The 20602-nt window shown below is 69.5% G+C and carries 22 protein-coding genes and 1 tRNA gene; 7 read left to right on the plus strand and 16 right to left on the minus strand.

The annotated features are described in order from the left end of the window. Nucleotides 1-12 precede the first annotated feature (12 nt). Together LXB15_RS14500 and LXB15_RS14505 are read right to left on the minus strand one after the other, a co-directional pair. Complete coding sequence (locus LXB15_RS14500; protein ID WP_233949117.1) at nucleotides 13-711, minus strand: response regulator transcription factor; 699 nt, start codon at nucleotides 709-711, stop codon at nucleotides 13-15. A gap of 51 nt (nucleotides 712-762) precedes the next feature. Continuing rightward, nucleotides 763-1206 carry a secondary thiamine-phosphate synthase enzyme YjbQ gene (locus LXB15_RS14505; RefSeq protein WP_233949118.1) on the minus strand — a complete coding sequence of 148 codons (444 nt, stop codon included), beginning with the start codon at nucleotides 1204-1206 and terminating at the stop codon, nucleotides 763-765. A gap of 104 nt (nucleotides 1207-1310) precedes the next feature. Between LXB15_RS14505 and LXB15_RS14510 the strand changes: the two genes are divergently transcribed. Further along, complete coding sequence (locus tag LXB15_RS14510) at nucleotides 1311-2291, plus strand: alpha/beta hydrolase (RefSeq protein ID WP_233949119.1); 981 nt, start codon at nucleotides 1311-1313, stop codon at nucleotides 2289-2291. 7 nt (nucleotides 2292-2298) lie between these two features. Here the strand turns inward: LXB15_RS14510 and LXB15_RS14515 are convergent, their stop codons facing one another. Further along, the gene (locus tag LXB15_RS14515; protein WP_233949120.1) at nucleotides 2299-2718 is read right to left on the minus strand and encodes a hypothetical protein; all 420 of its coding nucleotides are present in this window, start codon (nucleotides 2716-2718) and stop codon (nucleotides 2299-2301) included. Between the two features lie 119 nt (nucleotides 2719-2837). Between LXB15_RS14515 and LXB15_RS14520 the strand changes: the two genes are divergently transcribed. Both LXB15_RS14520 and LXB15_RS14525 read left to right on the plus strand, forming a co-directional pair. Further along, nucleotides 2838-3185: a DUF952 domain-containing protein gene (locus LXB15_RS14520; protein ID WP_233949121.1), complete on the plus strand. Its 348-nt coding sequence runs from the start codon at nucleotides 2838-2840 to the stop codon at nucleotides 3183-3185. Further along, nucleotides 3182-4282, plus strand: a complete 1101-nt coding sequence (locus LXB15_RS14525) for a quinone-dependent dihydroorotate dehydrogenase (RefSeq protein ID WP_233949122.1) — start codon at nucleotides 3182-3184, stop codon at nucleotides 4280-4282. The genes LXB15_RS14520 and LXB15_RS14525 overlap by 4 nt, the downstream gene beginning before the upstream one ends. Nucleotides 4283-4309: 27 nt before the next feature. Here the strand turns inward: LXB15_RS14525 and LXB15_RS14530 are convergent, their stop codons facing one another. From LXB15_RS14530 to LXB15_RS14540, 3 genes are all read right to left on the minus strand, one after another. Further along, nucleotides 4310-4756 carry a response regulator gene (locus LXB15_RS14530; RefSeq protein WP_233949123.1) on the minus strand — a complete coding sequence of 149 codons (447 nt, stop codon included), beginning with the start codon at nucleotides 4754-4756 and terminating at the stop codon, nucleotides 4310-4312. 22 nt (nucleotides 4757-4778) lie between these two features. Then, nucleotides 4779-5879, minus strand: coding sequence for a histidine kinase dimerization/phosphoacceptor domain -containing protein (locus tag LXB15_RS14535; protein ID WP_233949124.1), 1101 nt, complete (start codon nucleotides 5877-5879; stop codon nucleotides 4779-4781). 152 nt (nucleotides 5880-6031) lie between these two features. Then, nucleotides 6032-7453, minus strand: coding sequence for an MATE family efflux transporter (locus LXB15_RS14540; RefSeq protein ID WP_370640115.1), 1422 nt, complete (start codon nucleotides 7451-7453; stop codon nucleotides 6032-6034). A 79-nt stretch (nucleotides 7454-7532) separates the two neighbouring features. Between LXB15_RS14540 and LXB15_RS14545 the strand changes: the two genes are divergently transcribed. Further along, nucleotides 7533-8435, plus strand: a complete 903-nt coding sequence (locus LXB15_RS14545) for a histone deacetylase (RefSeq protein WP_233949125.1) — start codon at nucleotides 7533-7535, stop codon at nucleotides 8433-8435. Between the two features lie 34 nt (nucleotides 8436-8469). Here LXB15_RS14545 and LXB15_RS14550 read toward each other — a convergent pair whose 3' ends face one another. The 3 genes from LXB15_RS14550 to LXB15_RS14560 all read right to left on the minus strand — a co-directional run bounded on the left by LXB15_RS14550 (nucleotide 8470) and on the right by LXB15_RS14560 (nucleotide 11359). After that, the gene (locus LXB15_RS14550) at nucleotides 8470-8742 is read right to left on the minus strand and encodes a DUF6460 domain-containing protein (RefSeq protein WP_233949126.1); all 273 of its coding nucleotides are present in this window, start codon (nucleotides 8740-8742) and stop codon (nucleotides 8470-8472) included. Between the two features lie 72 nt (nucleotides 8743-8814). Then, nucleotides 8815-10479: a cisplatin damage response ATP-dependent DNA ligase gene (locus tag LXB15_RS14555; RefSeq protein ID WP_233949127.1), complete on the minus strand. Its 1665-nt coding sequence runs from the start codon at nucleotides 10477-10479 to the stop codon at nucleotides 8815-8817. A gap of 73 nt (nucleotides 10480-10552) precedes the next feature. Then, nucleotides 10553-11359, minus strand: coding sequence for an exonuclease domain-containing protein (locus LXB15_RS14560; RefSeq protein WP_233949128.1), 807 nt, complete (start codon nucleotides 11357-11359; stop codon nucleotides 10553-10555). A gap of 281 nt (nucleotides 11360-11640) precedes the next feature. On the opposite strand from LXB15_RS14560, the gene LXB15_RS14565 reads away from it, so the two are divergent. Further along, nucleotides 11641-11716: transfer RNA gene (locus LXB15_RS14565), tRNA-Thr, on the plus strand. Between the two features lie 235 nt (nucleotides 11717-11951). Here LXB15_RS14565 and LXB15_RS14570 read toward each other — a convergent pair. The 7 genes from LXB15_RS14570 to LXB15_RS14600 form a co-directional block, all read right to left on the minus strand. Next, nucleotides 11952-13991 carry a nucleoside-diphosphate sugar epimerase/dehydratase gene (locus LXB15_RS14570; protein ID WP_233949129.1) on the minus strand — a complete coding sequence of 680 codons (2040 nt, stop codon included), beginning with the start codon at nucleotides 13989-13991 and terminating at the stop codon, nucleotides 11952-11954. Between the two features lie 213 nt (nucleotides 13992-14204). Beyond that, the gene (locus tag LXB15_RS14575; RefSeq protein WP_233949130.1) at nucleotides 14205-14558 is read right to left on the minus strand and encodes a DUF2934 domain-containing protein; all 354 of its coding nucleotides are present in this window, start codon (nucleotides 14556-14558) and stop codon (nucleotides 14205-14207) included. A 281-nt stretch (nucleotides 14559-14839) separates the two neighbouring features. Continuing rightward, nucleotides 14840-15529 (minus strand): phosphoglycolate phosphatase, encoded by a 690-nt coding sequence (gene gph, locus LXB15_RS14580; protein WP_233949131.1) that lies wholly within the window; start codon nucleotides 15527-15529, stop codon nucleotides 14840-14842. Next, nucleotides 15526-16083 carry a thioredoxin family protein gene (locus tag LXB15_RS14585; RefSeq protein ID WP_233949132.1) on the minus strand — a complete coding sequence of 186 codons (558 nt, stop codon included), beginning with the start codon at nucleotides 16081-16083 and terminating at the stop codon, nucleotides 15526-15528. Before LXB15_RS14585 ends, gph begins: the two co-directional genes overlap by 4 nt. Nucleotides 16084-16153: 70 nt before the next feature. After that, entirely contained in the window at nucleotides 16154-17197 is a 1044-nt protein-coding gene (locus LXB15_RS14590) for a phosphotransferase family protein (RefSeq protein WP_233949133.1), read from the minus strand. After that, a complete protein-coding gene (locus LXB15_RS14595; RefSeq protein ID WP_233949134.1) occupies nucleotides 17194-17706 on the minus strand; it encodes a MaoC family dehydratase in 513 nt (170 codons plus the stop codon). The genes LXB15_RS14590 and LXB15_RS14595 overlap by 4 nt, the downstream gene beginning before the upstream one ends. Beyond that, nucleotides 17706-18524 (minus strand): SDR family oxidoreductase, encoded by an 819-nt coding sequence (locus LXB15_RS14600; protein WP_233953188.1) that lies wholly within the window; start codon nucleotides 18522-18524, stop codon nucleotides 17706-17708. Before LXB15_RS14600 ends, LXB15_RS14595 begins: the two co-directional genes overlap by 1 nt. A gap of 85 nt (nucleotides 18525-18609) precedes the next feature. Here LXB15_RS14600 and LXB15_RS14605 point away from each other — a divergent pair, with 85 nt between their 5' ends. Further along, nucleotides 18610-19347, plus strand: coding sequence for a TetR/AcrR family transcriptional regulator (locus LXB15_RS14605; RefSeq protein WP_233949135.1), 738 nt, complete (start codon nucleotides 18610-18612; stop codon nucleotides 19345-19347). Next, on the plus strand, nucleotides 19344-20582 hold the full coding sequence (locus tag LXB15_RS14610) for an acyl-CoA dehydrogenase family protein (protein WP_233949136.1): 1239 nt from the start codon (nucleotides 19344-19346) through the stop codon (nucleotides 20580-20582). The genes LXB15_RS14605 and LXB15_RS14610 overlap by 4 nt, the downstream gene beginning before the upstream one ends. Nucleotides 20583-20602 lie beyond the last annotated feature (20 nt).

A 20602-nucleotide genomic window follows, 5' to 3' on the forward strand; every position in this document is an offset into this window, starting at 1 on the left:
GTTAGGTGACCCTCAGGCGAGGAAGCCGGTGTCGAGGTCGATGCCGAGCTTGGACAGCCGGATCACCGCCTGGGTGCGGCTGTCGACGCCCAGCTTGAGCAGTACGGCCGAGACATGCGCCTTGATCGTCGCTTCGGAGATGCCGAGCTCGTAGGCGATCTGCTTGTTGAGCAGCCCGCGCCCGAGCATGGTCAGGACGCGGGTCTGCTGCGGCGTCAGCGTGCGGATCCGCTGGATCAGCTCGGTCACCTCGGGGTCGCGCTCGGCGTCCAGCGGCACGTCCGGCGGCAGCCAGACGTCGCCGGCAAGGAGCGTCTGGATCGCCCGGCGGATCTCCTCGAAGCCGGTGGATTTCGGGATGAAGCCCGAAGCGCCGAGATCCAGTGCCCGCGCGACGATCGGCGCGTCCTCGCTGCCGGACACGATGGCGATGGGGACCGACGGATGCTCGGCGCGCAGCAGCGCCAGGCCGGAAAGCCCGCTGGTGCCGGGCATGGCGAGGTCCAGCAGGAGTAGATCGGCCTCGGGATTTTCGGTCAGGGCGCGGGCGGTCTCGTCGAAATCGGCGGCCTCGATGATCGTGCCGGGCTCCGGCAGCGACGCGAGGATCTCCCGCAGCGCGCCGCGAAACAGCGGATGATCGTCCGCCACGATGAAGACATGGCCCATGCTGCGCCCCTCCCCTGCCGCGGTCAGCCTCGATGCCAGCATGTCATCGCGTTCCCCCTCGATCGTCCCTTCAATACCCTATGCGGCCGGGGATCAAGCGCCGGCTTCCGTCGAGGCCGAAAGGCTTCCGGCGAAATGCAGGACGATTTCGCGCGCATGGGGCCGCGCCCGGTGCTCGACGAGGTAGATGCCCTGCCAGGTGCCGAGCATCATCCGGCCGCCCATCACCGGGATGGCGAGGCTCGTCGCGGTTAGCGCGGACTTGATGTGGGCGGGCATGTCGTCCGGACCCTCGAGCGTGTGGACGTAGCCGGCGTCCTCGGGCGCCAGCCGGTCGAGCGCCGTGAGCAGATCGTGCCGGACGTCGGGATCGGCGTTTTCCTGGATCAGCAGCGACGCCGAGGTATGGCGGACGAACAGGGTGACGAGCCCGTCTTCAGCGCCGGCGGCGCGGAGCCGCTCGCCGACGCGGCGGCTGACGTCCAGCATCGCGCGGCCGGGGGTCGCGACGGCGAGGATCTCGATATGCTGCTGCATGGCGCTCCCCTTTCGCGGCCCGGGCCCATGCCGGCGGCACGGTTTTCGCCCTACTCCCGCGGGCCCGCCGTCCTAGCTTGTCGGAGGCAAAAGAGGAAACCGCAATGGCCAAAGCGCAACTGACAATCGATCCGGCGGCGTTCGATCCGGAACTGACGGATCCGGAGATCACTGCGCTGAACCAGCGGATCATCGCCGAGCACAAGACGCGCCCCGACCCCTGGTCGGTGCCGGTCGAAAAGACCCGCCAGCTGCGCAAGGCGGGTTTCGGGACCTTCGTCATGGGGCCGAAGGATCCGGCGGCGGAAACGCTGGTGCATCTCGGCCCGGCGGGGCGGCGGATCGAGATCCGCGTACTGCGGCCGACGGACGGCCAGACGCGCGGCACGTTCCTGCACTTCCATGGCGGCGGCTGGGTGTTCGGCGGCTCGGAGGAATCCGATCCGCGCCTGCGCCAGCTCGCCGACACGACCGGCCTGACCGTCGCCTCGGTCGAATACCGGCTGGCGCCCGAGCACCCCTTCCCGGCCGCGCCGGACGACTGCATCTCCGTCGCGGTGGCGCTCGCCAACGGCCATCTCGACCTGCCGCGCGGCTGGCTGGCGATCGGCGGCGAGTCGGCCGGCGCGCATCTCGCCGTGCTGACGCTGATCCGGCTGCGCGACGAGTACTCGATGATGCCCTACAAGGCCGCCAACCTCGTCGCCGGCTGCTTCGACCTGTCGCTGACCCCGAGCGTGCGCCGCTTCGGCGAGGAGCGGCTGGTGCTCAACACCGAGGACGTGAAGGAGTTCGTGCTCCGCTTCGTGCCCGACCACATCTCGCTGAAGGACCCGGCGGTGTCGCCGCTCTATGCCGACCTCGCCGGCCTGCCGCCGGCGCTGTTCAGCTGCGGCACCCGGGATCTGCTGATCGACGACACGCTGTTCATGGCGTCGCGCTGGGTCGCCTCCGGCAACGAGGCGGAACTGTCGCTGACCAATGGCGGCGCGCATGTCTTCGAGTCGTTCCCCACCGAGGTGGGGCGGCAGTCGCTGGCGAAGATGGAGGAATTCCTGCGGCGGAAGATGGCCTCGCCGATCTGAGCCGCGGTCAGGTCCGGTCGGGCGGTGTGGCGTCCTCCGGCTGCGGGCGCGTGACGTCCTGCTCGAGATCGCGGACGATGTCGGCAAAGCCCCTGAACAGCTTCTTCATCTGCTCGACGGCGTAGTCGGCGTCCTGCCGGTCCACCAGGGCGCGGCCGCGTTTCTCCAGCGCCTCGACCCGCCGCTCCAGCGCGTCGAGCCGCGCCCCGGCATCGCCGCCGACGGCCCCTCGCGACCCGTCGCAGGAGATCGTCGCGCCCTCGGCGCGGCAGAAGGCGATCTCGCCCGTCCGCGTGTCGAGCCGGGCAAGGCCGCCCTCCACCGGCTGCATCTGGTAGCGGCCCTGCGGGCTCTCCTCCTGCGCCGCGGCAGGCGCCGCCGCGACCACGGCCGCAGCGGCAACAACGAGTGACATCTGGCGGATCATCGAACGCTCCCTCGGCCTCTGCCCGGTCATGGCGGACGCGCAAGGGTAGGCGCGCGCGGTGACGGTCTCAAGGCAACGGGCCGATTGACCTTACCAGCGGCCTCTGGCAACCCACGACGATGGACGAGATCATCTACAAGATCGCCCCGCGGCCATTGTGGCAGGCGGCCGAGGCCAAGGGCCGGTTCGACGGCGCCCCGGTCGACGCGGCCGACGGCTTCATCCATTTTTCCACCGGCGCGCAGGTCCGCGAGACCGCCGAGCGGCATTTCGCCGGCCAGCGCGATCTCGTGCTGGTCGCCGTCGATGCGCGACGCCTCGGCGACGCGCTGCGCTGGGAGACGTCGCGCGGCGGGGCGCTGTTCCCGCATCTCTACGGACCGCTGCCGCTCGAGGCGGTGCTGTGGAGCGAGGAACTGCCGCTGGCGCCGGACGGGCATCACCAGTTTCCCGGCAGCGTGCGATGAAACGCCTCTACCAGCTGGTTCGGCCGGCGATCTTCCGCCTCGATCCGGAACGGGCCCATGCGCTGTCGCTGGCGGCGCTGAAGCGGGGCTTCGTGCCGACGATGAACGTGCCCGTCGACGACCGGCTGCGCGTCCGGGTGGCCGGCATCGCCTTTCCCAATCCGCTGGGCCTTGCCGCTGGCTACGACAAGAATGCCGAGGTGCCGGACGCCGCCCTCCGGCTCGGTTTCGGCTTCGCGGAGGTCGGCACGCTGACGCCGCAGCCGCAGGAGGGCAATCCCAAGCCGCGGATCTTCCGGCTGGAGCACGACCGCGCCATCATCAACCGCCTCGGCTTCAACAACGAAGGCCATGCCGACGCGGCGGAGCGGCTGGAGGCAAGGGCCCGCAAGCTCGGCATCATCGGCGTCAATGTCGGGGCCAACAAGGACGCGGCCGACCGCGTCGCCGACTATGTCGAGGGGGTGAACCGCTTCGAGGGGCTGGCGAGCTACCTTACCATCAACATTTCCTCGCCCAACACCCCCGGGCTGCGGGCCTTCCAGAGCGGGTCGGAGCTCGACCGGCTGCTGGTCGCGGTGGTGGCGGCGCGCGACGGGTATGCGGCGCTTTCGGCGACGGCCCGCAAGCCGCTCTTCGTCAAGGTCGCGCCCGACCTCGCGCCCGGCCAGGTCGAGGAGATCGCCGCGGCGGTGCTCAAGCGGGGCATCGACGGGCTGATCGTCTCGAACACCACGCTGTCGCGGCCGGGGCTCGGCCCGGACCCGCACCTGCACGAGGCCGGCGGTCTGTCTGGCCGGCCGCTGATGGCGCTGTCGACCTACGTGCTCGCGCAGTTCCGCAAGGCGCTCGGCCCGGAGTTTCCGCTGATCGGCGTCGGCGGCGTCGACAGCGCGGCGTCGGCCTTGCGCAAGATCGAGGCCGGGGCGGACCTCGTGCAGCTCTATACCGGCCTGGTCTATGGCGGGCCGGAACTGCCGACACGCATCCTCACCGGCATGCTTCGGCATCTTGAACGGACGGGAACGGCCCATATCGCGGACATCCGCGACACCCGGCTCGACGAGGTGCTGGCGTCGCCGCCGCCGGGCGTCTGACCCTTATGCCAAGGCGGCTTCGTTTCCTCAGGCGGCCCAGGAGCCGGCAAGCCGCGGCGACGGCAGGAAGCTGGCGGGCGGCCGCGACACCGGCGGCGGGTCAAACACCCCCTCCTCCAGGTACTGCATGATGCGCAGGACGTCGCTGCGCACGAACGGTTTCGGCAGGATGCCGTGGCCGCCGGCGAAGTCTTCCGGCACCTTGCGCGGATTGCCGGTCACGAACACCACATAGGTATCCGGCCAGGTCTCGCGGATGTAGGCGCAGGCGTCGATCCCGCTGGAGCCTTCGGCCAGGTGCATGTCGACGAAGGCGATGTCGGGTCGGGTTTCGGCGGGGAGGCCGAGCAGCGCGCGCACGCAGCTGGCCTCGCCCACCACCTCGTGGCCGGCATCTTCGATCATGGCTTCCATGTCCATGGCCAGAAGGGCTTCGTCCTCGACGATGAGGAACTTCAGGGGCGGCGCACGCATCACTGTTGTCCTTGGTTGCCGGTCACGAGGCCACCGGGAAGCGGATCGAGACATGCGTGCCGGACGCAGCCCCTGTCCATTCAGTCTCCGCGCCGATCTGCTTCGACAGTCGCGCGACGAGGGAGCGGCCGACCGACCCGTCGAGCACGTCCTGCGCGTCGAAGCCCGGACCGTCGTCCCTGAGGTCTATCAGCGCGTGCCCGTCCATCTGACGGACGCCGAGGGCGAGTTCGCCGCCGCGTCCGTCGCCATAGGCGTGCTTGACGGCGTTGGTGATCAGCTCGTTGAGGATCAGGCCGACGGGCGCGGCCTGATCGGCCGCGATGTGCACCGTCTCGCAGTCGCTCTTCAGGACGATGTCGGAGCGGCCGCTGGCGCCGAGCACGTCTTCGGCCAGGCTCTCGGCGAAGGCGCCGACGTCGAACCGCGTGATGTCGCCGTTCTGGTAGAGCCGGCGATGCACCGCCGCCAGCGCGTCCACCCGCTCCAGCATGGTCTCGAGGGTACGCCGGAAGCGCGGGTCGGGGATCGAGCGCGACTGCAGGCGCAGCAGCGAGCCGATCATCGTCAGATTGTTCTTCACGCGGTGGTCCACCTCGTGGAGAAGCAGCGTCTTGGCTTCCAGCGCCGCCTCGAGGTCCCGGGTACGGGCCTTGACTTCGGCCTCGATGCTGGCCTTCTGCCGCGCCAGCGCCTGCTCCGCCTCGACCCTTATCGTCATGTCGAGCTGCGAGGCGAAGAAGAACTGCACCGCGCCGTCCTCGCCCCGCACCGGGCTGACATAGAGCGAGTTCCAGAAGCTGCTGCCGTCCTTGCGGTAGTTGAGCAGGTCGACATTGATCGACCGCTCCGCCGCCACGGCGTCACGGATGGCCGCGATGGCGGCGCCATCGGTATCGGGGCCCTGCAGGAAGCGGCAGTTGCGGCCGATGATCTCGTCCCGCTCGTAGCCGGTGAGTTCCTGGAACGCCTTGTTGGCGAACACGATCGGGTTGTCGTCCTGGCGCGGGTCGGTGATGATCATCGACATCCGGGTGCCCCGAATGGCAGCCGCGAAGGGATCCCCGCGCCCGAGCTCGTGCCCGATGATCTCGGTCAGATGCCAGTCGTCCCGCTGCTTCATGCCCTTGCAACCGCTGGAGTAAACCGGACGAACCGGCCGGAACCGTCATGCCTGACGGCGTCAATGACCGTCGGCTAACGTGAGGGCAGGAGATTCTGTTCCCGGCCGGCCTTTTGCACTGCGGTCGCGGCTGCGTGTAAGGGCCGACCCGGTCAGCCGAGCGCAGGCCGACCGGCGGGCCCGGCCGGCGGCGCCGGAAAGTCCTGCGCGCGGCGCCGGGGCAGCAGCGCCAGCAGGCTGAAGCCGCGGGTGCCGAGGAAGAGCAGCAGCGCCAGCCAGAGGCCGTGATTGCCGTAGAGGCCGGTGAGCGCATAGGCCGCGGCCGCGAAGACGATGAAGGAGGCGATCATCATGTCCCGCATCGCGCGGGACCAGGTGGCGCCGATGAAGACACCGTCCATGATGAAGGCCAGGGCGCCGGCAAAAGGAGTCAGCGCCGCCCAGGCGAGATGGGTGCCGGCGGACTGCCGGACCGCCGCGTCGGTGGTCAGGAACGCGATCAGCGCTTCGCCGGAAACCAGGAACAGCCCCGACAGGAGCAGCGACAGCCCGAGGCCCCAGCCGAGGGTCAGCCGCAGCGTCCGGTCGAAGGCCGGGCGGTAGCGCGCCCCGATCGAGCGGCCGACGAGCTGTTCGGCCGCCGTGGCGATGCCGTCGAGGAAATAGCCGCCGAGCATGAAGAGATTGAGCAGGATGCCGTTCGCCGCCAGCACCACCGCGCCGAGCTGCGCGCCCAGCCGGGTGAACAGCACGAAGGCGCCGAGCAGGCAGAAGGAGCGGATCATGATGTCGCGGTTGACCCCGACCATGCGCCGGAAACCGTGCTTGTCGAAGATCTCCCGCCGTGACGGCCTGTCGCGCCGATCGAAGCCGCGGATGACCACCCACAGGCCGACGAGGGCGCCCGCCGCCTCGCCGCAGACCGTGCCGAAGGCGACGCCGACAACGCCCCATTCCAGCAACAGGCCGAACAGGATGGACAGCGCGATGTTAGTGCCGTTGACGACGAACTGCAGAGCCAGCCCCAGGCCGCCCCGGCCGCGCCCCAGCACATGCCCGAGGATGGCGTAGTTGAGCAGCGCGAAGGGCGCCGAGAACATCCGCACGAAGACATAGGTCCGCACCGTCTCGGCGACGCCCTCGCCCGGCGCGACGGCAAGGAGGCCGAGGAGCGTCACCAGCGGTTCGGCGAGCACCAGCGCGAGGCCGATGAGCACCGCGAGCGCGATGGCGCGCCAGAACACCGCCTGGACCTCGCGCCGGTCCTCGGCGCCGACCGCCTGGGCGGTGAGCCCGGTGGTACCGGAGCGCAGGAAATTGCAGGTGGAAAAGGCGAAATCGAAGATCAGCGCTCCGACGGCGAGCCCGCCGAGCGCCGCCGCGTCGCCGATCCGCCCGACCACCGCCGTGTCGGTGAGGCCGAGCAGCGGCGTCGTCAGGAAGGCCAGCGTCATCGGCAGGGTGATTCGCCAGACGTCGCCGTGGCCGACATCGAACGGGCGCACCGGGGCTGCGCCGCCGCCGGACGCCGCCGCGATTGCCGTTGCTTCCGGGTGGTCGTGTTCGCGCCGCATGAAGTCTCGGTGCCATCGCCTCTCCGGCGGAGCAAGCAAAAGCTGCGAAGCCGGCTGCGACGTCCTATCTTGCCGGTGCATGAGCGTTCCGATCATCCACCACCCGGCCTTCGACGCGCAGTTCGACGCCGGCCACCGCTTTCCGATGTCGAAGTTCAGCCGGCTGGCCGAAATCCTCGTCGAGGACGAGGTCGTCGCTGCCGGCGGGTTCCACGTGCCGGCACCGGCGCTGCCGGCCTGGCTGCGGCTCGCCCACGACCCGCTCTATGTCGACCAGGTACTCCACCAGGCCGTGCCGGCGGCCATCGAAAAGGCGATCGGCTTCGCGGTGGACGAGAGGGTGACCATGCGCTCGCGCTGCGCCACCGGCGGCACGGTGCTGACCGCGAAGCTGGCGCTCGCCGAGGGCCTCGCCTGCAACACCGCCGGCGGCAGCCATCATGCCGGGCGCGACGGCGGCGCCGGCTTTTCGGTGTTCAACGACGTCGCGGTCGCCGCCGCGCTGCTGCTCGACGAGGGCGAGGTCGGCCGCATCCTCGTCGTCGACTGCGACGTCCACCAGGGCGACGGCACGGCCCGGATCTTCGAGGGCGAGCCGCGCGTCTTCACGCTGTCGCTGCACGGGGAGAAGAACTATCCGGCGGTGAAGGCGCGGTCCGACTGGGACGTGGCGCTCGCCGACGGCACCGGCGACGCGGCCTATCTTGCGGCGCTCTGGGCGGCGCTGCACACCGCCTTCGACGCGGCGCGGCCGGACCTGGTCTTCTACAACGCCGGGGTCGATCCGCATGGCGACGACCGGCTCGGCCGGCTGGCGCTGACCGACCAGGGCCTGGCCGAACGCGACCGCACCGTCATCGGCTTCTTCCGCGACCGCGGCGTGCCGGTCGCCGGCGTGCTTGGCGGCGGCTATTCGCGCGACATCGACGCCCTCGCCCGCCGCCACACGATCCTGCACCGGGTGGCGCGCGAGTTCGAATGAGCCGCCGGAGCGCCGCCTCCCGGCGGGAGGTGCCTCAGCGGCGGCTGCCCATGCTGAACAGCCGCGAGATGATGAACAGCGGGATGACGATCGCCGCCCCCAGCAGGAAATAGTGGAAGGCGCGGTCGAGCGAGCCGAAGACGCTGTTCCACAGCCAGTCGAACATGTCGACGAACCACTCGACGACATCCCAGGGGCTGAACGAGAACCAAGAGAGGATCAGCCCGACCGCGATGGACAGCAGCACCAGGCGCAGGGCGACGCCCAGCGGCGATCCTCCGAGGAAATTGTTGACCCGTTCCGACATGATCCGCCTCTCGCGCTGCGCGTCCCTTGGCGGGCAGGTAGGCGGACGGGCGGCGCGGCGCAAGAAGCCTGGCTATTCCGGCAGCATCGCCTGCAGGGTTTCCAGCCGGTCGGCCTCAAAGGCCGGCTTGTCCCAGCGGAGCCGCGAGACGCGCGGAAAGCGCATGGCGACCCCGGACTTGTGGCGGGTGGAGCGGGCCAGCCCTTCGAAGGCGACCTCGATGACCAGGCCGTGGTCGGGCTCGGCGCGGACCGAGCGCACCGGACCGAAACGCTCCACCGTGTTGTCGCGGACATATTTGTCGAGCTGCTTCAGCTCCTCGTCGGTGAAGCCAAAATAGGCCTTGCCGACCGGCACCAGCTCCAGCTCGTCCTCGGGGCCGGTCCAGACCCCGAACGTGTAGTCGGAATAATAGCTCGAGCGCTTGCCGTGGCCGCGCTGGGCGTACATCAGCACCGCGTCGATCAGGCGCGGATCCTTCTTCCACTTGAACCAGGGCCCCTTCGGCCGGCCGGGCACGTAGGGGGAGTCCCAGCGCTTCAGCATCAGCCCCTCGATGACCGGATGCGGCGGCTCGGCGCGCAGCGGCCCGAGGTCCTCGAAGCGGGCGAAGGGCACCAGCGGCGAGAGATCGAACCGCGATGGGTCGAGACCGGCGAGGAAGCGCTCCAGGCGCTGCCGCCGCTCGGCAAAGGCGAGGCCCCGCAAATCCTCGGCGCCGTCCTGCAGCAGGTCGTAGACGCGCAGGAACACCGGATAGCGCTTCAGCACCGCGGCGGAGACCGCCTTGCGGTTCAGCCGCTGCTGCAGGTCGGAGAACGTGCCGACGACGATGTCGTCGCGCGGCGTGCCGGGATGCGCGTCGACCTGCGGCCTGCCCGACTTGCCGGGCGCCGGCCGGGCGACGAGCAGCTCGCCGTCGAGCGAGCCGTCATAGGTCATGAAGTCGACGAGATCAGGGAAGGCGCCGGAAATGTCGTCGCCGGTGCGCGAATAGAGCCGCCGCACGCCCCGCTCGACGGTCGCCTGGACGCGGATGCCGTCCCATTTCCATTCCGCCGCATAGGCGTCGGGCTCGATCCTAGCATAGTCCGGCGCCTCCAGCGGATGCGACAGCATGACCGGGCGGAACGGCGAGGCCGCCGCCGACTCGGGCTTTTCGGTGCGTCCTTCCAGCCACGCAAAGAGCGGCTCGTAGGGCGGCTCCAGCCCATGCCAGAGCTCCTCGATCGCCGCGATGTCCTGGCCGCCGAAATCGGCCAGCGCCTGCTTGGCGAGCCGCGACGAGACGCCGATGCGCATGGCGCCGGTCACCAGCTTCAGGAGGGCGTAGCGCCCGGAGGAATCCAGCCGGTCCAGCCATTCGGCGACCAGCAGCGGGCCCTGCTGGCGCGTCGCGGCGTCCAGCGCGCCCACGACCTCGGAAAGGGTCGGCGGCTGCGTGGCCGCGCGGACGCCGTCATGCGGCGCCGGCCAGACCAGCGCGATCGTCTCGGCGAGGTCGCCGACATAGTCGTAGGAATAGCCGAACAGCACCTCGTCCATGCGTTCGGCGATCAGCCCGCGCAGCATCGCCGGCTTGACGGAGCGGATGTCGAGCCCGCCGGTGATGGCGGCGAGCGCGTAGCCCCGCTCGGGGTCGGGCGCGGCGGCGAAGAAATCCCGCAGGAGCCGCAGCTTGCCGTTGCGCGCGGGGGTCAGCACCAGTCGGTCGAGGAGTTCGGCGAATTGCTGCATGTCCATCCGGCGCGGTGCGATCGCCAGCGCAGATAGCGCGGCGGGGCCGGCCGTCACCGGCGGCGGCCGTGCCTCACCCGGCCGCGGCGGCGGGCAGCACGCGGGTGCCGCGGATGCCGCGGCTGCGCAAATGATGACGGGCGGTGAACAGCGTGTCGGCGTCCATGCCGGGCTCGCGCAGCAGCCATTCGAGATAGGCGTCCGGCACGCGCGCCAGCTCGACGCCCTTGTAGCGCCCGAAGCGGAACCGCGCGAGCAGGGCAGGCTCGCGCGACACCTTCTCGGCCCGCTCCAGGAAATCGGCGACATCGGCGCAGCGCGGCATCAGCCTGGCGGCGATGGCCCCCAGGAGCACCGCCGTGCAGGCGGCGTCGTAGAGCGCCCGGTGCGGATGCTCGCCGGCGAGCAGCGGCGCCACCGGGGCGAGCGCCAGCGGCACGTATTTGACCAGGCTCTGCAGCCCGTGCGCCGGCAGCGTCGGGAACGCCCGCAGCGCCAGCTTGTGGGTGCACAGCCAGCGCCCGGTAAGCCGCAGCCGCGAGCGGTCGAACTCGGCCCGCTGGGCGGCATAGAAGGGCGCGCCGGCAAAGGGCCTGACTGCCTCGGCGAAGGGCGGCGCGCCTTCGAGCATGGCGTCGGTGATGCGGTGCACCTTGCGGGCATGCGGGTTGATCGCCGCCCCGGCGGGATCGCAGAAGCTGCGCATCGGGTTGCCGATCTCGCCGGTGGCGAGGTCGAGGTCCACCGAGCCGATCTCGATCACCGCATCCTCGGACAGTCTCTGGCCGGCGGTCTCGGTATCGATCACCCGCACGAGCGGCCGCGGCCGCTCGTCGAACAGCGAGAGTGTGGTGGGTGCGGGCGGGAACAGGTCGGACATCGGCACCGAAGATCGGGCGTCGCGCGCCGCGGCGCAAGTCGCGCCGCCGTCGCAGGCGCGTGCGTGGCAGGCGGCAGCCTCCGCAGGGCGGCCGCCGGACCAGGCGCGCGGCGTCAGCCCGCAGGCGGCAACCGGCCAGGCGCGGCGGCAGCACGAGGCGCCCCCGTCGGCGGAGACGGCCCCGAGAGTGCCCGCTCGCAGCGCTCGCCGTCCATTGCCGCTTGAACCCGCCGCCGATTGCGGCTATCAGGGCGCGGTTCGCGGGCGAAAGCCTTGCGCGGGCCGCTTTAGCTCAGGTGGTAGAGCACATCATTCGTAATGATGGGGTCGCAGGTTCGAGTCCTGCAAGCGGCACCACCAATCAGCAGCATGATCAGTCGCTTCATCCGTGCCGATCCCGGTGCGGCGATAAGCCGTCGATGGCACCGAAATTTGCCGACGATCGGCTCTTCGTTGCGACGATTCGAGACGACGCTCTTGCGGTAAGTCGGCGATTGGGATCGCCGGATACGAGACCGGGCTGGATCGCCTTTCGGCCGGCGTGTCTCGCGGCAGAGAAGTCCCCGCGCAACCGCAGAGAATGCGTCGGCCCTCAGTGCATACCGGTCGGCTGGATCGGGCGGTCGGTCGGCAGGCTGTTGATGGCGCCTTCGGCTTCTCGTCCCGGCATGTACTCGGGTACCGCCAGGGCGAGCAGGCGCAGGGCGCCGGGGCAATCCTGCCGGTCGACGAGGCGCTGCATCTCGTCGAAGCTGCGGGTGACGAACCCGCCGTCGATCGCGCGGGGAAATGCCATCAGGATACCGTCCGCGTCCACCTGGACGATCGCCTCCTCGCGGTCGAAGAGCTCCTCGAACATCTTCTCGCCCTGGCGCAGGCCGGTGTAGACGATCTTGACGTCGGTATCCGGCCGCAAGCCGGACAGCCGGATGAGGTTGCGCGCCAGGTCGATGATCTTCACCGGTGCGCCCATGTCGAGCACGAAGATGCGGCCGCGCTCCTTGGGGTGGGCTAGGCCGTAGGCGGCCGACTGGAGGACCAGCACGCAAGCCTCCGGGATGGTCATGAAGTAGCGCTCGATCTCCGGATGGGTGACGGTCAGCGGCCCGCCGGCCTTCAGCTGCTTCTCGAACAGCGGCACGACTGAGCCTGCCGATCCGAGGACGTTGCCGAAGCGCACCGTCATGAAGCGGGTGCTTCCCACTTCGGGGTTGAGGTCCATGGCCTGGCAGAACATTTCGGCCATCCGCTTGGAGGCGCCCATGACGCTGGTGGGATTGACCGCCTTGTCGGTCGAGATCTGGACCACGGCGCTGACATTGGCGCGGATCGCCGCCAGGGCGACGTTGCGCGTGCCCAGCGTGTTGGTGTGGACGCCCTCGAGCGGCTGCGCCTCGACCAGCGGCACGTGCTTGAGGGCGGCGGCGTGGAACACGACGTCGGGCCGCAGCTCCTGCATCAGCCGGTCCAGGGCGTCGCTCTCGCGCACGTTGCACAGGACGGCGCGGCTCGGAATGTTCGGGAACAGCGTCCGGACGTCGGCATCGACGGAGTAGAGCAGGAATTCGCTGGCATCGAGCAGCACCAGCATGGACGGGTTGAACGCGGCGATCTGGCGGGCGAGTTCGGAGCCGATCGAGCCCCCGGCCCCGGTGATCAGGACCTTGCGTCCCTCGATCATCGTCTCGATCAGCCCGCTGTCCAGCTTGATCGGCCGGCGCTGCAGCAGGTCCTCGAGCTGCAGGGGCTTGGCGACGATCTCGTCGAGATCGTGCATGTCGAGCATGTCGGGAAGGCGCAGCAGCTCCAGCCCGTTCTCCGCCCCAAACGCGATGAGGTCTGAAATCGAGATGTGCTGCTCGATCTCATGGCGCGGCCGGGCGAGGATGATCGCGTTGGGGCGCCGTCCCTGATCCTCCAGCCGCTTGAGAATTTCCGGCAGCTTGTCGTAGGCGACGATCGGCACGCTTCGGATGAAGCGACCGGTCCTGCGGCCCCGCTCGTCGATGATCGCCTCGACGACGAAGGTCGAGCGCGAGCGCTCGGCCAGCGCCTTGACGAAGGCATCGGCTTCGTCCGTTGCGCCGAGGAGGAACACCCGCCGGGCGGGCCTTGCGCTCATCTTGCTGGAACGGCGCAGGTCCCGCTGATTGCGGTAGAGGCGGTAGATCACCCGCGGCGCCGACAGGAAGAGGATCAGAAAGGCCCAGGTGATCGCCATCGACGATCGCGGGACGATCTGCATGAAGCGCAGAAGAAAGAAGCCGACGATGAAGATGCCGACGGACAGCGTGGCGGTCTTCACGATGGCGACCAGGTCGGGCAGGGAGGCGTATCGCCAGACCCCCCGGTTCATCCCGAATAGGAGGCCGATTACGCCGACCATCACGCCGAAACTCAGGCTGGCGGCGATGTATTCGCTGATGGCTTCCTGAAAGGTCGCGGGGTCAAGGCGGAGCGCAAGTCCCACTGTGATCGCCGCGGAACCAGCCAGGACGTCGTGCAGGAAGGCCGCCATGCGGGCAGAGAAAATTCTCGACATCAATGTCTTGGCTGCGCCCCGTTTCTTCGGCCGGGGTATAATATGGCAGGGATTACAGTTACAAGCTTCGCCGCGCAGGATGTCGGCCACCGAAGGGCCTGCAGCCTTGCAACCGCGCCCCCGCCTGGGCCGCGCGTCGCTCAAGACGAGCGGCGCCGCCTTCCTGCCGAGCCTCAGTCAGGCGCCGGCGAACCCGTCGAACCGCCGCCGGGTCATCGTCGCCGACGCCGGGGACCTGGGCGCCCTGCCGGCCGGCTCCGCTTCGCACCCGGACTTCCCAGCCGAGCATAAACCCGTCGGCGGCTAGGCCGGAGAGATCGGGCTTGCAGGCGACTGTCCGGTGACCGGATAGCGCGCGCGCCGACGCCGCAGGGCGACGCGGCGTTCGCCGGACCCGAAGAGTTCGGGCGAATAGGGCTCCGGCGTCCAGAGCGCCCGCCGCAGCGCCTCGGCCTCCTGGCGCTCCGCGACAGTCGGATCCCAGTTGCGCCGTTCGTCGACTGACCGCTCGGCCGGCGGCTCGGGCGGGTAGAGCCGGGCGTACTCGCGATTGGCCTCCGCCCAGTGCTCGTGCTCCCGCCCCGTCGGGCGGCCTTCCCGCTCCCAGATCTCATAGGCAAGGGTGCGGATGATCTCCGCCTCGTCGCTCCTGCGCATTGCCGCTCCTCCCATATGATCTCACATCAAAGATAGGGCAGACTTATCGACTCGAAGATGGACGCATTACGAGGAAATACACAGCCGGCAACCCACTGCTCGACGCTCTTCTGACGACACTCGCCGGCTGCTCCGAAAGCTTGCGAGACGGCCGTCCGCCGCTGCAAGTCGGGTGGTGAAGGCATGGTCTGCCACATATGCGTCATGTGCAAGGCAGAACGCGGAAAGGGCCCCGCAGTTGCCGCAGGGCCCGGTGATTTCCGCGGCCGCGCGGCAATGCGTCAGGCGGTGTCCTCGACCGCGTGGCGGAGCGAGGCGAGGAGCGCCGGGATCGCGTCGAGCCGGTCGACCAGGGCGGTCGCCCCCAGCGACTCCGGCGGCCGGCTGGTGTAGCCGCCGCGCACCGCGACGACGCGCATGCCCGCAGCGCGGGCCGCATCGACGTCGTTCTCGCTGTCGCCGACGAAGACGACATCGTCGACCGCAAGCTCCAGGCGCTCGCAGGCGAGGAGAAGCAGGCCGGGTTCGGGCTTCTTGGCCGGTCCGGCGTCGCCGCCCACGACGACGTCCAGGAGGTCCAGCAGACCGAAATGGGCGAGGATCTCGCGGGTCGCGACATCCGGCTTGTTGGTGACGACGCCGAGGCGGATGCCGCGCTCCCGCAGGATGCGCGTCGCCTCGCTAGCACCGGCGGTCATGGTGGTGAGTTCGGTCGCCCGCGGCTCGTAGATTGCCAGGAAGCGCGCCACCACCTTGTCGCGGCTGGCCGGGTCGATGTCCTTGCCCAGCGCCGCATAGGCCCGCTCGATCAGCACCGGCACGCCGCGCCCGACCATGCCGGTGACCGCCTCCAGCGTGAAGGGCGGCTCGCCGTAGCTGGCCAGCGTCTCGTTGAGCGCGGCGTGGATATCCGGCGCGGAGTCGATGAGCGTGCCGTCGAGGTCGAACAGGATCGCCTTGGGCCAGCTCATGCCGCGTCCTTCCACTTGATGGAGCAGCCGATCGAGGCGACCTGCTCGCGCGGCCCCTCGCCCGTCTCGGCGATCTGGCGCATGGCGTTGAAGAGGTCGCGCTCGGTGCCTTCCGGCGCCGCCTCCTTGCGGGAGGCGTCGATCCGGCCGCGATACTGCAGGCCGAGATCGGCGTTGAAGCCGAAGAAGTCCGGCGTGCAGACGGCGCCATAGGCGCGGGCGACGCTCTGGTCTTCGTCGTAGAGATAGGGGAAGCCGAAACCGTGCGCTTCGGCGAAGGCGCGCATGTTGTCGAAGGAATCCTGCGGATAGGCGTCGGCGTCGTTGGACGAGATCGCCACCGTGCCGATGCCGAAGGCCTTCAGTTCCGCCGCATCGCGGACCAGCCGGTCGATCACCGCCTTCACATAGGGGCAGTGGTTGCAGATGAAGACCACCAGCAGCCCCTTCGGGCCCTTGTGGTCGAAGATCCGGTGGGTCTTCCCGTCGACGCCGGGAAGCGCGGCATCGACGGCCTGCCAGCCGAAGTCGCAGATCGGAGGATGCGCCGCCATGGGCAGTCCCTTTCGCTTGGTGCCAAGGCTCTATGAAGGGCGGGCGACACGAAAATCGAGCCGCGCCATTTCATGTCCCGGTCCGGATCAGCTCGACCGCCAGCCCGGCGAGCACCGGCACGTTGCGACCGAAGATTGCCGCCTTCTCGGGGTTCGAAGCGTTGCCGTCGAGCGACCGCTTGTAGACGCCCTGCAGGATGGCGGCGAGCCGGAAGAACGAGAAGGCGAGATAGAACGGCCAGTGGTCCACCGCCTCGAGGCCGCGCCTCTCGCAATAGCGCCGGACGTAGTCTTCCTCCGAGGGGATGCCGAGGGCGGCGCGATCGACATTGCCGAGGCCCTTGAAGGCGCCGAGATTGGGCAGGCGCCACTGCATGCACTGGTAGGCGAGGTCGGCGAGCGGATGGCCGAGGGTCGAGAGCTCCCAGTCGAGGATCGCGCGGATTGCCGGCCGCTCCCTCTCGAACATGATGTTGTCGAGGCGATAGTCGCCGTGGACGAGACTCACCGCGCCGTCGTCCGGCGGCAGGTTCTCGGACAGCCAGTCGGACAGGGTCTCCATGTCGTCGATCCGGTCGATCTTCGACTGGCGGTACTGCTCGGACCAGCGCGTCAGCTGGCGTTCGAAATAATTGCCGGGCCGGCCGAAATCGTCGAGACCGAGCGCCGCGACGTCGAGATCGTGGAGTGTGGCGAGCACCGCGTTCATCGCGTCGAAGATCGCGCCGCGCTCGGCCGGATCGGCGATCTCCGGCAGCGCCGGATCCCAGAAGATCCGGCCGTCGCAATGCTCCATGACGTAGAACATCCGGCCGAAGGGCGAATCCGCCTCGCTCGCCAGGTGCAGCGGCTTCGGTACCGGGACCGCGGTGCCGGCGAGCGCCTGCATTACCCGGAACTCGCGATCCACCTGGTGGGCGGATTTCAGCAGCGTTCCCGGCGGCTTGGTCCGCAGCACGTAGGTGCCGCTCGCCGCATCGATCCGGTAGGTGGGATTGGACTGGCCGGCCTGGAACTTCACCAGCCCGTCGAGGCCATGGAAGCCCTCGACATGGTCCTCCAGGTAGCGGCCGAGCGCCACCGCGTCGATCGGCGGGGCAGCTTCCCGGATCATTCGGCGGGCGGCTCGATGACCGCAACGGTGATCCATTGCGCCGAAAGGGCCGGCTTGACCCCGCCCTCGATCTCCACCGCCGCATCCCAGCTGGTCTGCAGCGTCACGGCGCGTTCGGTCAGGCCGGTCATCCTGAAACGGCCGCGCACCCGCGTGCCGACGCGGACCGGGTTGAGGAAGCGGACTTTGTCGAAGCCGTAATTGACGCCCATCTTCGTGCCGATGACGCCCGGCAGGGCGTCGTAGGCGAGTGTCGACAGCAGCGACAGGGTCAGGAAGCCGTGCGCGATGGTGCCGCCATAGGGGCTCTCGGCCTTGGCGCGGACCGGATCGACATGGATGAACTGGTGATCGTGGGTGGCGGCCGCGAAGCGGTCGATCATCTCCTGGTCGACGGTGAGCCAGCCGGAGACGAATTCGTCCTTGTCGAGATGTGCCCGGTAGGCCTCGAGCGGAATGAGGCGTTCGCGGAGCATCGCCTCCGTTTCCGCCACGGATGCCAGTGCCATCAGGCCTCCTCGAAGAGTTCGTGGCCGGTCTCGACCGCGATGCCGCCGTCGATCGGCAGGATCGCTCCGGTGATATATGCCCCGCCGCGGCCGCAAAGGAACAGCGCGGCGCCGGCAATGTCGTCGGGCGAGCCGATCCGCCCCAGCGGCACGCCGCGCCCGACCGCCGCCGCCTGCTCGTCCGTGCCGGTGGCGAAGGCGGTCATCTTCGACTGAAAGGGACCCGGCGCGAAGGCGTTGACGGTGACGTGCCGCTCGGCGAGTTCCTTGGCGAGGCAGCGCGTCAAATGATGCACGGCGGCTTTGGACGCTGCGTAGGAATAGACGTTCCGGGCGAGCGGCGCCGAGCCCATCACCGAGCCGAGATTGACGACACGGGCCGGATCCTCCCGGCTGGACGAGGCCTCGACCAGCGGCAGCAGGCGCTGCGTCACGGTGAACAGGCCGGCGACGTTGACGTCCATCACCTTCTGCCAGGCGGCGTGCGGAAACGTCTCCAGCGGCGCGCCCCAGGAGACGCCGGCATTGTTGAACAGGATATGCAGCCGGTCGGTGCGGGACTCGACTGCGGCCGCGAGCGCGGCGACGCCGGCTTCGCTCGCCACGTCACCGGCAAACCCCTCGACCATGCCCGGATGACCCTCGGCGTTGATCGCCGCGGCCGCCGCCTCGCAGGCTTCCGCCTTGCGGGATGCGATGAGCACGCGCGCGCCGGCGCCGGCCAAGGCGGTGGCGATCATCCGGCCGATGCCGGTCGCGCCGCCGGTGACCAGCGCGGTCTTGCCCTCCAGCGAGAACAGGCGTTGCAGGATCGGCATCTCCATGGGCATCGTCCTTCGTTTGGGGCATCCATGCTGCCCGGCAATTGACATCATACCCTCTGGTATGTCCAGACTTGCCCCGATGAAGACGGATGACCGCCAGCCCGGGAAAAGCCCGCCCGCCCGCACCGGCGGCCGGTCCCGCTCGGCGCGCGACTTCACCGGGGCGCGGGCGCATGCCGAGGCCGACGAGACGCTCGCCGCGATCCTTGCCGCGGCTGCCGCGGCGTTTCGCGAGCACGGCTTCGCGGCGGCCTCGATCGACGACGTGGCGCGCCGGCTCGGCGCCACCAAGGGGCTCGTCTATCACTACTACCGCTCGAAGAACGACCTGTTCCTCGACGTCTGCCAGCGCGGCATGGAGATCGACTTCGCTGCCGTGGAAACCCCGGCGGCGTCTCGCGACCGCGCGGTGACCCGCCTGCGGGCGATGGCCGAGGCGCATCTGACGGCGATGATCCGCCATATCGACTTCCAGCATGCGATCCTGCAGGCCGTCTCGCGCCATCTGGGCGGGCCGACCACGCCCGAGGACGGCGAACGGCTGGCGCAGCTGATCGCGGCGCGCGACCGCTACGAGATGCTGTTCCGCCGCACCATCGCCGATTCCATCGCCGAGGGCGACCTGGCGGGCACCGCCGACGCCGCGCTCACCGGCCGGGCATTCCTGTCGGTGCTGAACGCCCCGGTCTACTGGTACCGGGAACGGCCGGGCGAGACCGACGCCGATCGCCGGGCCCTGGTGCGCGAACTGGCGATGTTCGCGCTGAGGGGCGCCGGCGCGGGCGAGTCCATCATCGAGGAGGAATTCGGATCATGAACACCATGGCGCTCGGCATGACCGACCGGCTGAAGCCCCTCCACGCCGCGGTACGCGACATGGTGCGCGACGAGATCGCGCCGGCGAGCGAGGAATTCCTCGCCGAAGTGCCGAAGGAAGGCCGCTGGGTCTACACCGCCCGGCAGACGGACATCCTCGACGGGCTGAAGGCGCGGGCGAAGGCCCGGGGCCTGTGGAATTTCTGGCTGACCGACTCCAGCCGCGGCTACGGCCTGACGACGGTGGAATACGCCTATCTCGCCGAGGAGATGGGCAAGGCGCATCTGGGCGCGGAAACCTTCAACTGCTCGGCGCCGGATACCGGCAACATGGAAGTGTTCGAGCGCTACTGCACCCCGGAGCAGCAGGCGCCGTGGCTGCCAAGGCTGCTCGAGGGCGAGATCCGCTCGGCCTATCTGATGACCGAGCCGGACGTCGCCTCCTCGGACGCGAGCAACATCAGCATGGTCTGCGTCGCCGACGGCGACGACTACGTCATCGACGGCGAGAAATGGTGGTCGTCCGGCGCCGGCGATCCGCGCTGCGCGATCTACATCGTCATGGTGCGGACGGCGGGCGACGAGGCGCCGAAGCACCAGCGCCACTCGATGATCCTGGTGCCGGCCGACACGCCAGGCGTCGAGGTGCTGCGGGCGATGACGGTCTTCGGTGACGACGACGCGCCGCACGGCCACATGCATATCCGCTTCTCCGGCGTGCGGGTGCCAAAGGCCAATCTCATCCTCGGCAAAGGCCGCGGCTTCGAGATCGCCCAGGGGCGGCTCGGGCCCGGCCGCATCCACCATTGCATGCGGGCGATCGGCCAGGCCGAGGCGGCGCTGGAGATGATGTGCCGGCGGGCGCTGCGGCGCGAGGCCTTCGGGCGGCCGCTGGCCGATCTCGGCGCCAATCACGACATCATCGCCGACTGCCGCATGGAGATCGAGATGGTCCGCCTGCTCTGCCTGAAGGCGGCGTGGATGATGGACCAGGGCGACCGGCGGGCCGCCGCCCCCTGGATCAGCCAGATCAAGGTCGCGGCGCCGCGGATGGCGCTGAAGGTCGCCGACGAGGCGATCCAGATGCACGGCGCCGAAGGCATCAGCCAGGACCAGCCCCTCGCCCGCCTCTGGACGCATCTGCGGACGCTGCGGCTGGTCGACGGGCCGGACGCCGTGCATCGCCGGCAGGTGGCACGCTGGGAGCTGGCGAAGCACACGCAGGCGAAGGTCTGAACGGCGCCGTCCAGCGCGGC

Source organism: Aurantimonas sp. HBX-1 (assembly GCF_021391535.1).
Classification (GTDB): domain Bacteria; phylum Pseudomonadota; class Alphaproteobacteria; order Rhizobiales; family Rhizobiaceae; genus Aurantimonas.

What these genes read in the sequence shown, in the direction of transcription:
- LXB15_RS14500 (WP_233949117.1), bottom strand. Translation starts at nt 711, where the DNA reads ATGCTGGCATCGAGGCTGACCGCGGCAGGGGAGGGGCGCAGCATGGGC.
- LXB15_RS14505 (WP_233949118.1), bottom strand. Translation starts at nt 1,206, where the DNA reads ATGCAGCAGCATATCGAGATCCTCGCCGTCGCGACCCCCGGCCGCGCG.
- LXB15_RS14510 (WP_233949119.1), top strand. Translation starts at nt 1,311, where the DNA reads ATGGCCAAAGCGCAACTGACAATCGATCCGGCGGCGTTCGATCCGGAA.
- LXB15_RS14515 (WP_233949120.1), bottom strand. Translation starts at nt 2,718, where the DNA reads ATGATCCGCCAGATGTCACTCGTTGTTGCCGCTGCGGCCGTGGTCGCG.
- LXB15_RS14520 (WP_233949121.1), top strand. Translation starts at nt 2,838, where the DNA reads ATGGACGAGATCATCTACAAGATCGCCCCGCGGCCATTGTGGCAGGCG.
- LXB15_RS14525 (WP_233949122.1), top strand. Translation starts at nt 3,182, where the DNA reads ATGAAACGCCTCTACCAGCTGGTTCGGCCGGCGATCTTCCGCCTCGAT.
- LXB15_RS14530 (WP_233949123.1), bottom strand. Translation starts at nt 4,756, where the DNA reads ATGCGTGCGCCGCCCCTGAAGTTCCTCATCGTCGAGGACGAAGCCCTT.
- LXB15_RS14535 (WP_233949124.1), bottom strand. Translation starts at nt 5,879, where the DNA reads ATGAAGCAGCGGGACGACTGGCATCTGACCGAGATCATCGGGCACGAG.
- LXB15_RS14540 (WP_370640115.1), bottom strand. Translation starts at nt 7,453, where the DNA reads ATGCGGCGCGAACACGACCACCCGGAAGCAACGGCAATCGCGGCGGCG.
- LXB15_RS14545 (WP_233949125.1), top strand. Translation starts at nt 7,533, where the DNA reads ATGAGCGTTCCGATCATCCACCACCCGGCCTTCGACGCGCAGTTCGAC.
- LXB15_RS14550 (WP_233949126.1), bottom strand. Translation starts at nt 8,742, where the DNA reads ATGTCGGAACGGGTCAACAATTTCCTCGGAGGATCGCCGCTGGGCGTC.
- LXB15_RS14555 (WP_233949127.1), bottom strand. Translation starts at nt 10,479, where the DNA reads ATGCAGCAATTCGCCGAACTCCTCGACCGACTGGTGCTGACCCCCGCG.
- LXB15_RS14560 (WP_233949128.1), bottom strand. Translation starts at nt 11,359, where the DNA reads ATGTCCGACCTGTTCCCGCCCGCACCCACCACACTCTCGCTGTTCGAC.
- LXB15_RS14575 (WP_233949130.1), bottom strand. Translation starts at nt 14,558, where the DNA reads ATGCGCAGGAGCGACGAGGCGGAGATCATCCGCACCCTTGCCTATGAG.
- gph (WP_233949131.1), bottom strand. Translation starts at nt 15,529, where the DNA reads ATGAGCTGGCCCAAGGCGATCCTGTTCGACCTCGACGGCACGCTCATC.
- LXB15_RS14585 (WP_233949132.1), bottom strand. Translation starts at nt 16,083, where the DNA reads ATGGCGGCGCATCCTCCGATCTGCGACTTCGGCTGGCAGGCCGTCGAT.
- LXB15_RS14590 (WP_233949133.1), bottom strand. Translation starts at nt 17,197, where the DNA reads ATGATCCGGGAAGCTGCCCCGCCGATCGACGCGGTGGCGCTCGGCCGC.
- LXB15_RS14595 (WP_233949134.1), bottom strand. Translation starts at nt 17,706, where the DNA reads ATGGCACTGGCATCCGTGGCGGAAACGGAGGCGATGCTCCGCGAACGC.
- LXB15_RS14600 (WP_233953188.1), bottom strand. Translation starts at nt 18,524, where the DNA reads ATGCCGATCCTGCAACGCCTGTTCTCGCTGGAGGGCAAGACCGCGCTG.
- LXB15_RS14605 (WP_233949135.1), top strand. Translation starts at nt 18,610, where the DNA reads ATGAAGACGGATGACCGCCAGCCCGGGAAAAGCCCGCCCGCCCGCACC.
- LXB15_RS14610 (WP_233949136.1), top strand. Translation starts at nt 19,344, where the DNA reads ATGAACACCATGGCGCTCGGCATGACCGACCGGCTGAAGCCCCTCCAC.